At 39.8% G+C, this 10,625-nt stretch carries 11 protein-coding genes and 1 pseudogene; 9 read left to right on the plus strand and 3 right to left on the minus strand.

Translation table 11 applies throughout. The features are described 5' to 3' along the window. From ACO1O5_RS03955 to ACO1O5_RS03980, 6 genes are all read left to right on the plus strand, one after another. A partial coding sequence (locus ACO1O5_RS03955) for a DUF4249 family protein (RefSeq protein WP_486268539.1) occupies positions 1 to 279 on the plus strand: 279 nt, incomplete at its 5' end. A gap of 78 nt (positions 280 to 357) precedes the next feature. Continuing rightward, positions 358 to 1,353 (plus strand): thioredoxin-disulfide reductase, encoded by a 996-nt coding sequence (trxB, locus tag ACO1O5_RS03960; RefSeq protein WP_486268540.1) that lies wholly within the window; start codon positions 358 to 360, stop codon positions 1,351 to 1,353. 49 nt (positions 1,354 to 1,402) lie between these two features. Next, positions 1,403 to 1,756, plus strand: a complete 354-nt coding sequence (locus ACO1O5_RS03965; protein ID WP_486268541.1) for a dihydroneopterin aldolase — start codon at positions 1,403 to 1,405, stop codon at positions 1,754 to 1,756. Positions 1,757 to 1,917: 161 nt separating this feature from the next. Further along, entirely contained in the window at positions 1,918 to 3,888 is a 1,971-nt protein-coding gene (locus ACO1O5_RS03970; RefSeq protein ID WP_486268542.1) for a M1 family metallopeptidase, read from the plus strand. A gap of 182 nt (positions 3,889 to 4,070) precedes the next feature. After that, positions 4,071 to 5,081, plus strand: coding sequence for a DHH family phosphoesterase (locus ACO1O5_RS03975; protein ID WP_486268543.1), 1,011 nt, complete (start codon positions 4,071 to 4,073; stop codon positions 5,079 to 5,081). A 19-nt stretch (positions 5,082 to 5,100) separates the two neighbouring features. Continuing rightward, positions 5,101 to 6,111 (plus strand): FKBP-type peptidyl-prolyl cis-trans isomerase, encoded by a 1,011-nt coding sequence (locus ACO1O5_RS03980; protein WP_486268544.1) that lies wholly within the window; start codon positions 5,101 to 5,103, stop codon positions 6,109 to 6,111. Positions 6,112 to 6,165: 54 nt separating this feature from the next. On the opposite strand, the gene folP is transcribed toward ACO1O5_RS03980, so the two are convergent. Continuing rightward, positions 6,166 to 6,996: a dihydropteroate synthase gene (gene folP / locus ACO1O5_RS03985; RefSeq protein ID WP_486268545.1), complete on the minus strand. Its 831-nt coding sequence runs from the start codon at positions 6,994 to 6,996 to the stop codon at positions 6,166 to 6,168. A gap of 31 nt (positions 6,997 to 7,027) precedes the next feature. On the opposite strand from folP, the gene ACO1O5_RS03990 reads away from it, so the two are divergent. The 3 genes from ACO1O5_RS03990 to ACO1O5_RS04000 are packed head-to-tail and all read left to right on the plus strand — an operon-like array spanning position 7,028 to position 9,844. Continuing rightward, a complete protein-coding gene (locus ACO1O5_RS03990; protein ID WP_486268546.1) occupies positions 7,028 to 7,597 on the plus strand; it encodes a DUF1599 domain-containing protein in 570 nt (189 codons plus the stop codon). A gap of 56 nt (positions 7,598 to 7,653) precedes the next feature. Continuing rightward, positions 7,654 to 8,775: a BT_3928 family protein gene (locus ACO1O5_RS03995; RefSeq protein ID WP_486268547.1), complete on the plus strand. Its 1,122-nt coding sequence runs from the start codon at positions 7,654 to 7,656 to the stop codon at positions 8,773 to 8,775. A 16-nt stretch (positions 8,776 to 8,791) separates the two neighbouring features. Further along, entirely contained in the window at positions 8,792 to 9,844 is a 1,053-nt protein-coding gene (locus tag ACO1O5_RS04000) for an ABC transporter permease (RefSeq protein ID WP_486268548.1), read from the plus strand. 61 nt (positions 9,845 to 9,905) lie between these two features. Here ACO1O5_RS04000 and ACO1O5_RS04005 read toward each other — a convergent pair whose 3' ends face one another. Together ACO1O5_RS04005 and ACO1O5_RS04010 are read right to left on the minus strand one after the other, a co-directional pair. Next, positions 9,906 to 10,187, minus strand: a complete 282-nt coding sequence (locus ACO1O5_RS04005) for a DciA family protein (RefSeq protein WP_486268549.1) — start codon at positions 10,185 to 10,187, stop codon at positions 9,906 to 9,908. A 16-nt stretch (positions 10,188 to 10,203) separates the two neighbouring features. Then, positions 10,204 to 10,625, minus strand: a pseudogene (locus ACO1O5_RS04010) (DNA replication/repair protein RecF); the annotation flags it as partial.

Genomic DNA, 10,625 nt, shown 5'->3' on the forward strand with positions numbered 1-10,625 from the left:
GGCACTACCTACGACCTTAAAGTACAGCCGGGTATCGATAGAAATAATCCCATTGCTTTTGATAAGAACTTTTTTCATCGCGGTGATACGGTAACCTTTAAGCTAAGCAATATTGATCGGGCAACTTACCAGTTCTGGCTTACGATGGAATTCGCCTATCAAAGTATCGGGAATCCTTTCGCGTCACCCAATAAAGTGTTAGGCAATATCTCCAATGGTGCATTGGGTGCCTTTTGTGGCTATGCGTCGGAATTCAGAACATTTGAGATTCCCAAATAGATGTAAGACATCTGCAAAAGCACCTATAGAATTTGCATTATCAAAAAAGTTTACTTTTGAAAAATTATATTTAAATAAATGGATACAACAAACGAACATGTTCATTGCCTGATCATCGGTTCAGGGCCGGCAGGGTATACCGCTGCTATTTATGCTGCCCGGGCGAATCTAAAACCCGTATTATACCAGGGAATACAGCCCGGCGGTCAGCTTACGATCACAACGGAAGTAGAGAACTATCCCGGCTATCCGGATGGTGTACAGGGCCCCGAGATGATGGTTGAATTTGAAAAGCAGGCTAAACGCATGGGCACCGACATCAGGTATGGTCTCGTTACGGAAGTGGATTTTTCAGGGCGCCCGTTTAAGGTGCAGGTAGACGAGGAAAAATGGATAACAGCTGACGCAGTAATAGTAGCGACAGGCGCCAGCGCTCAATGGCTGGGACTCGAGAGTGAACAGAGATTAAATGGCTATGGGGTAAGTGCCTGCGCCGTGTGCGAGGGGTTCTTCTTTAAGGGAAAAGAGGTATGCATTATTGGCGGTGGCGATACCGCCGCTGAAGAGGCATTGTACCTGAGTAAAATATGCAGCGTGGTACACAAGTTTGTTCGTCGCGATGAACTGAGAGCCAGCAAGATCATGCAGCAACGGGTATTGAGTACACCAAACATAAAGGTTTACTGGAATACGGAGGTTGATGAAATATTAGGTGATAATAAAGTAGAAGCGGTACGTATTAAAAACAATAAAACAGGAGAGAAGCAGGTCATACCGGTGAGTGCTTATTTCGTGGCCATTGGCCATAAGCCCAACTCAGATATTTTAAAGGGCTGGCTCGATATGGATGAGGGCGGCTATGTGAAAACTGTCCCCGGCACAACCAAAACAAATATTGAGGGAGTATTTGTCGCCGGCGATCTCCAGGATAAAATTTACCGGCAGGCGGTAACTGCAGCAGGAAGTGGCTGTATGGCTGCCCTGGATGCGGAAAGGTACTTAAGCTTACTTGAGCATTTGGCCCAGTCTACTGTTGCTGCCCATGAAAATAACCTCCGTCCAAAAGAGGCTTAGTAAATTAATATTCCAAATTAAAAAGGCGACCCGTTCACCGTTAAATAAAATGATTACAGTACAGCTGCAAAATCTCCGCTTTAATTCTTTTCACGGAATTCATGAAGAAGAAAGAATATTAGGAAATGATTATGTGATAGATGCTTCAGTTGAATTTCATGAGGAGCAACATGTAGTTACTTCAATTAATCACACTGTAAATTATACAGATATCTATAATATTATAAGGGAGAGAATGAGCGTACCAACGCCCTTGCTGGAAACTGTTGTCATGGACATTGGTAATGAAATACACAACGAATTCCCACAGTTAAGGTCCATTAGCATTTCTATAAAGAAGATGCATCCGCCAATTGAGGGTATGCAAGGCATCGCAGGTGTTAACTGGCAGAAACAGTTTTAAAAATATCATCTACCTGGTAAAAAATAGTACAATCAATCTTTCATCAGACAAATTTATGACATCGGCCACCAGTCGTCATTTTATAAGCCTTTTTAATATAATTTATTCTGCATCTATTCTTAAAGGAAATATCTTTCCGCAAAACAAAACGAATCATACTCATGAATGCTAAAAAACTAATAACCGGGGTTCTTGTTCTATTAAGTCTCTCTGCTACTGCGCAAACTATCAATTCCACTTACGATCAGCACGATTTATTTACACCCAACTTTTATCCATCTTCGGTAAATGAATACCGTGCTGCCGATGGTGAACCAGGGCCGAAGTACTGGACCAACCGGGCCAGTTATAAAATAGCTGCTAATTTTGACGACGTAAAAGATGAAATTTCAGGAAGTGTTACCATTACTTACACGAATAACAGCCCTGAAGCGCTCCCTTTCTTATGGCTTTATCTTGATCAGAATTTATATAACCTCGACTCGCGGGGACAAGCGAAAACACCTGCGACGGGAAGAAGCCGCTATGGTGATGTAAATTCAAAGTTCGAAGGAGGCTTTAATATTAAGTCTGTAAAACTGTTATCAACCGCCAAAGGCGCAACGTCATCAACAAACGTAACAGATGTCGTTTCAGGCACAAGAATGCAACTACGTTTACCCGTTTCCGTTAAACCCAATGGCGGTACTGTTACTTTCAGCATCGCTTATTCTTATTTCATGCCAAAATACGGATCAGACAGAACCGGGATAGAAGATACTAAGAATGGCAAAATATATGCAGTAGCCCAATGGTATCCGCGTATGTGTGTGTTTGATGATATTGAAGGATGGAATACGTTGCCTTACTTAGGTGCGGGTGAATTCTATCTCGATTATGGTGATTATGATTACACGATTACTGCACCTGCCAAAGAATTAATTGTTGGTTCCGGCGAATTGCAGAATCCGCAGGAAGTTCTAACCGCTACACAAATAAAAAGGCTCGCCGCTGCAAGGCAAAGTGATAAAACAGTAATGATCCGTACTGCCGATGAAGTTACCGATCCTTCATCAAGGCCACAGAAAGATAAACTCACCTGGCACTTTAAATTAAATAATGCAAGAGATGTTTCCTGGGCGGCTTCAACGGCTTTTATATGGGATGCGGCCAGGATGAATCTTCCTTCCGGCAGAAAGGCTTTAGCAATGAGCGTTTATCCAATAGAATCCGCCGGCGACAGTGCCTGGGGACGGGCCACTGAATATACAAAAGGCAGCCTGGAGAATTACTCTAAAAGATGGTTTGAATATCCATATAACACTGCTACGAATGTTGCGAGTAATATCAGCGGCATGGAATATCCAAGTATTGTCTTTTGCAGTTCCCGTTCAAAGGGACGTGGTCTTTTTGGAGTAACGGACCATGAATTCGGGCATACATGGTTTCCAATGGTAGTTGGCAGCAATGAACGTAAATACGGCTGGATGGATGAGGGCTTTAATACGTTTATTAACACATTATCTGCTGTTGATTTTAATAATGGCGAATACAATTCGACGCCTCGAAATAAACCCTCACTTTACAAATACCTGTTTAGCGATAAATCAGAAACTGTGATGAGTGAACCGGATGCGCTGAACGAAAGGAACATCGGCGTTGCTTTATATGCTAAACCCGGCTATGCACTCACTTTGTTGCGCGAGGAAATTCTTGGTCCAAAATTATTCGACTATGCCTTTCAAATTTATATTAAGAGGTGGGCCTATAAACATCCTACTCCCTGGGATTTCTTCCGGACAATGGAAAATGTGGGCGGTGAAGATTTGGGCTGGTTTTGGAAAGGCATGTTCATCAAAAATTATAAACTTGACCAGGCCGTAACGGGATTTAAATACGTAAAGGGGGATTCAACTCAAGGAGCGCTCGTTACAATAGCAAATCTTGACAGAATGGCCATGCCGGTTTATCTTCAATACGAAACGGTTAGCGGCAAGACCGGGATGCTTAAAATTCCGGTAGAGATTTGGCAAAACGGAAATACCTGGATTCAAAAACTAAATACCACAGAAGGTATAAAATCAGTGACGATTGACCCGGAACACATATTTCCCGATATAAATTTTGATAATAATACCTGGAATGTTAATTAAAATATCATTTGCAATATAGCAGGAGAAGTATTTAGAAAAGTTGGTACTTTTCTTACAGTAAACTTTCCATGATAAGTCGAACCTGTGAATTAAAATCAATTTTGAGCGGCGGAAAATCAATAGATTTTTATCAATTTTGAAATGCTCACATTGGGTTTTTTAAGCTACTTTTGCACCCTTTTATGAAACCCATTAGTGAAATATTCAGTTTAATTGAAAAGCCAAAGCAGATTGTAATTACTTTTCATCAGAAGCCAGATGCTGACGCGATGGGTTCCGGTTTGGGATTATACCACTTTCTGATACAGTTTGGGCATACCGTTACTGTAATCTCACCTACCAACTGGCCTTCCTTTCTAAGCTGGATGCCCGGATGCAGGAACGTGGTTGATTTTGAAATGAATACTGACAAGGCAAAATCTCTGTTGCAAAGAGCGGAGTGGATTTTTTGCCTCGATTTTAATGTGTTGAGCAGAACCAAGAAAATGGAACCGGTTATCGAATCTCTTACGGCAACGAAAATATTAATTGACCATCACCAACAACCGCAGACGGAGGCATTTGATTATGGAATAAGCGACGTTACTAAAAGTTCTACTGCCGAGATGGTATATGATTTTATTATGGAATCGGGTTACGCAGAAAAAATTAACACGGCAACGGCGGAGTGTTTATATGCCGGTGTGATGACCGATACCGGTTCATTCAGATTTAATTCAACGACTGCAAGTGTCCACAGGATGATAGCGACGCTTAAAGATAAAGGCCTTGAACATAGCCAGATCCATGAAAATCTTTTCGATAATTTCCTGGAAGGGCGTTTCCGTTTTTTTGGAAACATCCTGCTGAACAGGATGGAGATTTTTTACGAATATAACACGGCGCTTATTGCGATCCCGCAAGCTGATCTTATTAAATACAACGTAAAAACAGGCGATACGGAAGGCCTGGTAAACTTTCCATTAAGTATAAAGGGCATCAAGCTTGCCGCGGTTATAATAGACCGTGGAGATGAACGTAAGAGTTCTTTCAGAAGTAAGGGGGGATTTGACGTAAATACTTTTGCAAGAAAGTATTTTAACGGAGGTGGCCATTTTAATGCTGCAGGAGGAAAAAACAGTGAACCGCTCGATGAGGTAGTTCGAAAATTTAAGGTAGCCATCAAAGAAAACCAGGAGCAATTAAACAGTTAACAATTATAAAAAATAAAACATGAACAAAAAAATCGGCCTTGCTGCATTAGCTATATTACTATTTGCTGTGGGGTGTAAAGATCAAAGCTTTAAAAAAACTAAAAAGGCAGGTATAGAATACAGAACAAGCGGGGGCAATGGTGCAGCAATCAAATATGGCGACGCTATTGAGTTCCAGGCATTTCAATATTATAACGATTCTCTAATGGCTAATCCTTTTGATACGGTTCCTCAGGTTATTGAAATCGATTCAACAAAATTGCCACCGGATTATATAGAAATTTTCACCTCAGCAAAGAAGGGTGACAGCGTTTTTACCCGAACTCCAACGGATTCAGTTGCAAAATACAATGCGTTGCCTCCTTTTGCTAAAAAGGGACCCGGACAATACTTTTCTTATCATTTTAAAATACTCGATATAGTTTCAGATCCTGCTAAAGTTGCTGCCATTAGAACTGCATCCATGGAGAGCATGAAGAAAATCGATTCTATTTCAACGATCAAACAAAAAGCGATCGATGATAGCATTCTCAGCGCATATCTCACAAAAAATAATATAAAAACAACTAAAACTGCAAAAGGAACTTATGTTGAAATTATTGATCCGGGAACAGGTGACGCAATTGATAGCGGTAAAGCTATAACAGTTGACTACCGGGGAATGACACTCGAAGGAAAAGAATTTGATTCAAGTTATGATTCAACCGGTAAATCTGTTAAGCCATTTACGTTTGTAGTGGGACAAAGAGGATCAATCGAAGGCTGGTCTGATGGCCTGGTTTATTTTAAGAAAGGCGGAAAGGGAAGATTGTTCATACCTTCTTATTTGGCGTATGGCCCAAGGGGCGCTGGCGCAGATATAAAACCCAATACACCGTTGATGTTTGACGTGTCAATACTGGATGTACTAACACAAGACCAGTATCGTACAAAAATGGAAGCACAACAAAAAGAAATGCAGGAGCAAATGAAGAAAATGCGGGGAATGCAACAGCCACAAGGCAACAATCCTGCCCCTCCAAAAAAGTAAATAAATCTTAATTTAATCTCATAAAACGCCGTGGCCTTTAACAAGCTGCGGCGTTTATGCTTTACCGTAAGCCTCAACAAGCCTGGCGGCTTCCTTTGCTTCCTTTACATCATGAACTCTCAAAATATTGACGCCATTTTGCAATGCTATCGTATTTAAAACGGTAGTGCCGTTTAGAGATTCTTCGGCTGTAATTTGCAAGGTTTTATAAATGGTCGACTTCCTTGAAAGTCCTGCCATTATTGGCTTTTCCAGTATTTTAAAAAGCGAAAGATTTTTAAGTAGCACCAAATTATGTTCAATTGTTTTACCAAAACCAAAGCCCGGATCAATGATAACGTCTTTAATTCCAGCTATCCTGCATTCTTCGATTTTTTTAATAAAAAAATCAAGCACTTCAGTAAGGACGTTTTCGTAGTGAATGGTAAGATGCATTGTTTCCGGCAAGCCTTTTAGATGCATGCAGATGTATGGAACGCCCAGCGAAGCGACTGTCTCAATCATATTTTTATCAATTTCGCCGGCACTAATATCGTTAACAATAGATGCTCCTGCGTTTATGGCAGCTTCTGCAACCGAAGAATGATAAGTGTCAATAGAAAGTAAAACTTTACCTGTTTTTTTTGAAAGCATTTCAATAACAGGAATCACTCTTTTAATTTCTTCTTCGGCGGAAATGCGAACACTTGCCGGTCTTGTGCTTTGACCTCCAATATCTAAAATGTCTGCTCCTTCATTTACCATCTGTTCAGCTTTTAGGGCAATTACATCCTGATCTTCAAATCTGCTGCCTTCATAAAATGAATCGTCATTAATATTCAATATACCCATTATTAAAGGCTTTTCGATTATTACCAGTTTTCCTTTACAGTTCAATGTGAACATTGTGTGTTTATGATTAAATTTGATGATAATTATGACGCAAGTTACCACCGATCAACAATACAATACCGTAGTAAAAAGTTGCAGGGAAATTTTTATAAAGAAAACAAAGGATTACGGTACTTCCTGGCGGGTTTACCGCACTATTTCCATAGCGGATCAAATCTATATAAAAGCAAAACGCATCCGGAACATACAGGAAACCGGCGTTCAAAAAATTGAAGATGATGTGGCTGGGGAATTCAGGGGAATTTTAAATTATGCAATTATCGGACTGATACAACTTGATATACACGACGATGATCCCGATGGTGATAGGGATGAAGATCTGCCTTTGGAAGTGGCAACAAGTCTGTACGATAAGCAGGCCGCCATGGCTAAAAAATTAATGGAAGATAAAAATCATGATTATAGCGAAGCCTGGAGGGACATGAGCCAGGAGAGTTTTGTTGATTTGATTCTCGCAAAAGTTCTGCGCATTAAACAAATTGTTCAAAACGAAGGAAAGACTTTAATAAGCGAAGGTATTGACGCCAATTATTTCGACATCATCAACTACGCAGCATTTGCTTTAATATTGTCAACAGAAACGTCACAGGTTTAACCCCATAAAACCTCACAGGTTTTTAAAACCCGTGGGGTCAGATTAAAACAAACACGATGAAAATATTAGTCAACATTGCAAGAGTTTTAGTGGGCGTTTTATTTATTTTTTCGGGCCTGGTAAAGGCAAACGATCCGCTGGGCCTCACCTATAAAATGCAGGAATTTTTTGATGTGTGGGCGCAGAATGCTTCCCTTGCGCATTTCATGCACTGGCTCGATAATTATGCGCTGCCATTATCGATTATAATGATTACACTGGAGATAATTTTGGGCGTAGGTATCTTATTAGGAATATGGAAAAGATTTTTTAGTTACTTCCTTTTGCTGCTGATTATCTTCTTTAGTTTCTTAACTGGTTATGCGGTGTTGTCTGGTAAGATAGCTACCTGTGGCTGCCTTGGAGATTGCCTTCCATTAACTGCCATGCAATCATTCATAAAAGATCTGATTCTGTTAGGGCTCATCATATTTATTTGCGTTGGGGTAAAACATGTAAAACCAATATTAAGCCGTGTTGAAAGTGTTATTATGTTACTTATTTGTACTTTTCTTGTTCTCTGGCTTCAATGGTTTGTATTGCGCCATAATCCGTTTGTAGATTGTCTTCCATTCAAAAAGGGTAAAAATCTTATTGAACTCCGCAAAATGCCTGCTGATGCTGTTCCCGATAAAAAAGATTTTAAATTCTTTTATAAAAAAGATGGAAAGGAAAAAGATTTCACTTCAAAAAATTTGCCCGATTCCACCTGGGAATTTGTGAGGCGCGAGGATTTTATCATTGAAAAAGGAAAGAACAACGAACCTCCGGTGAAAGATTTTTATCTCACTACACTTTCAGGAAATGATTCAACAGAAGCCATTTTAAACACTCCGGGACCATACTGTTTATTTTTCATAAAAGATATTTCAGGTGGTACTGATTACTGGATTAATAATTTTGTCTCGATCTATAATGTAACTAAAAGTAAAAACATTCCTTTGTTTATTGTAACATCACAGGCTGCTGAAGCACAGGAATTTTTTAATGAAAGAAATCATTATAATCTTCCCATTTTTATTCTTGATGCAACGGCATTGAAAACTGCAGCGCGTACCAACCCTGAATTATATTTAATGAAAGGACCTATTATAGATAACAAATGGGGTTGGGCGGATTTGAAGGATGCAATTAAATGAGTGATACTTATAAGTTATGTTGCAACTTTTGCTAAAGAAATTATTTTATGGTGTTCTTGTATTGGCAGGAGTTGTGGTAATTGTGTTTTTTATTTTCCAGGCTTTTGCAGATCCTGCAAGGTTAGTTGCAGGACAAACCGGTGATAAGAAAACCATGGACAACATCAGGAGAGAGCTCTACCTCGATCAACCGAAATGGAAACAATTTGTGTTATATGTTAATGATGTGTCCCCTGTTTCCATTGATACCAAAAAAGAAATTGAAGAAAAAAAATTACATGGATTTTTTATTGGTGGTAATACAAAGGTTGGCCTAAAAATTCCCTACCTGCGCCGAAGTTACCAGACTAAGAAAGATGTGATTGATGTATTGCTGGAAGCCTTGCCCGGCACGCTAATGCTTGCGTTTGCGGCGATGCTGTTTGCTACCGTCGCCGGAATTTTCCTGGGAGTTCTTGCTGCGGTAAAACAAAATACCTGGCTGGATACTTCATCCGTTTTTGCAAGCGTGATTGGCATTTCTGCACCCTCTTTTTTTATGGCAATTGTAATTGCTTATGTTTTCGGAATCGTTTTGCATTCTTACACAGGCTTGCCATTGACGGGAAGCTGGTTCAATATTGATGAAACTAACGGAGAGCGTTACCTGACGTTGCAAAACCTTATTCTGCCTGCGGTAACTTTAGGTATTCGGCCGTTGGCAATCATCACGCAATTAACCAGAAGTTCCATGCTCGATGTGCTCAACCAGGACTATATAAGAACTGCTTATGCAAAAGGCCTGAGCCGAAACCAGGTAGTGTACCGGCATGCACTGCGCAATGCGCTGAACCCTGTAATTACTGCTATTACCGGGTGGTTTGCGGAATTACTGGCGGGCGCTTTTTTTGTTGAATATATTTTTGGTTGGCAGGGTTTGGGAAAAGTAACCGTAGATGCTTTGGAGAAACTGGATTATCCGGTTGTGATGGGCTCTGTGCTATTTGCCGCAACTATTTTTGTGCTGGTAAATATTCTTGCGGATGTTTTGTATGGAATGATTGATCCGAGAATAAAGATGAACTCCTAACCTCAAAGGTGAAAGAAATTTACAAAGTTGTACCACTACTACTTTAGGAGTTCGCGGGGGTTCATTTAATCACTACTTCCTTAATAACCTTTTCGCCAAGTGCTTCGTTTACCCTTTCGATAATTTTTTCTTTCTGGTATAGCAGTTCATTTTTTAATGGGGCTACGTTAGTGGTAATAAACAAAGTGGAATTAATAATCTGTATCTTTTCCGTATATCTCGCAATGGTTTTGCCCATGATCTTTTCCCATGCTTCTTCTATCTGCAATGCCTGTACGCCACTTTTCAATTTGCTGCTTTTCAGAAATTGCTTTAAAGCTTCACCAATGGATACTTCTGCCATTAAATAAAGGTAACAATTAACTCAATAATTCAATTATTTGAACTTCATCACCAAATTCAACTAATGCATTTTCCAGCCTTTCTTTATGTGTATCGGTTATAAAAACCTGCCCGCTATTTTTTTGACAAACAAAGTGCAACAAATTTCTCATGCGCAATTCATCCAGTTTTTCAAATACATCGTCAAGCAAAAGCAGGGGCGGAGCTCCTTTAATGGCCCGCAATATTTCAAATTCGGCTAGCTTACAGGCAAACAAAAGGCTTTTCCGCTGCCCTTGGGAAGCAATATTTTTAAAAATATTTTTATTTAGAAAAAAAGTAAGATCGTCTTTATGAATGCCAATGTTAGATCGCTGCGAAGCGATATCCTTTTGCCGGTTATCTTTCAGGATTTTATGAAAATGATTATCATTTAAATGACTGTTATATTCCAAAGAAA

The organism is Ginsengibacter sp., from assembly GCF_057362405.1.

What these genes read in the sequence shown, in the direction of transcription:
- trxB (WP_486268540.1), top strand. Translation starts at nt 358, where the DNA reads ATGGATACAACAAACGAACATGTTCATTGCCTGATCATCGGTTCAGGG.
- ACO1O5_RS03965 (WP_486268541.1), top strand. Translation starts at nt 1,403, where the DNA reads ATGATTACAGTACAGCTGCAAAATCTCCGCTTTAATTCTTTTCACGGA.
- ACO1O5_RS03970 (WP_486268542.1), top strand. Translation starts at nt 1,918, where the DNA reads ATGAATGCTAAAAAACTAATAACCGGGGTTCTTGTTCTATTAAGTCTC.
- ACO1O5_RS03975 (WP_486268543.1), top strand. Translation starts at nt 4,071, where the DNA reads ATGAAACCCATTAGTGAAATATTCAGTTTAATTGAAAAGCCAAAGCAG.
- ACO1O5_RS03980 (WP_486268544.1), top strand. Translation starts at nt 5,101, where the DNA reads ATGAACAAAAAAATCGGCCTTGCTGCATTAGCTATATTACTATTTGCT.
- folP (WP_486268545.1), bottom strand. Translation starts at nt 6,996, where the DNA reads ATGTTCACATTGAACTGTAAAGGAAAACTGGTAATAATCGAAAAGCCT.
- ACO1O5_RS03990 (WP_486268546.1), top strand. Translation starts at nt 7,028, where the DNA reads ATGACGCAAGTTACCACCGATCAACAATACAATACCGTAGTAAAAAGT.
- ACO1O5_RS03995 (WP_486268547.1), top strand. Translation starts at nt 7,654, where the DNA reads ATGAAAATATTAGTCAACATTGCAAGAGTTTTAGTGGGCGTTTTATTT.
- ACO1O5_RS04000 (WP_486268548.1), top strand. Translation starts at nt 8,792, where the DNA reads ATGTTGCAACTTTTGCTAAAGAAATTATTTTATGGTGTTCTTGTATTG.
- ACO1O5_RS04005 (WP_486268549.1), bottom strand. Translation starts at nt 10,187, where the DNA reads ATGGCAGAAGTATCCATTGGTGAAGCTTTAAAGCAATTTCTGAAAAGC.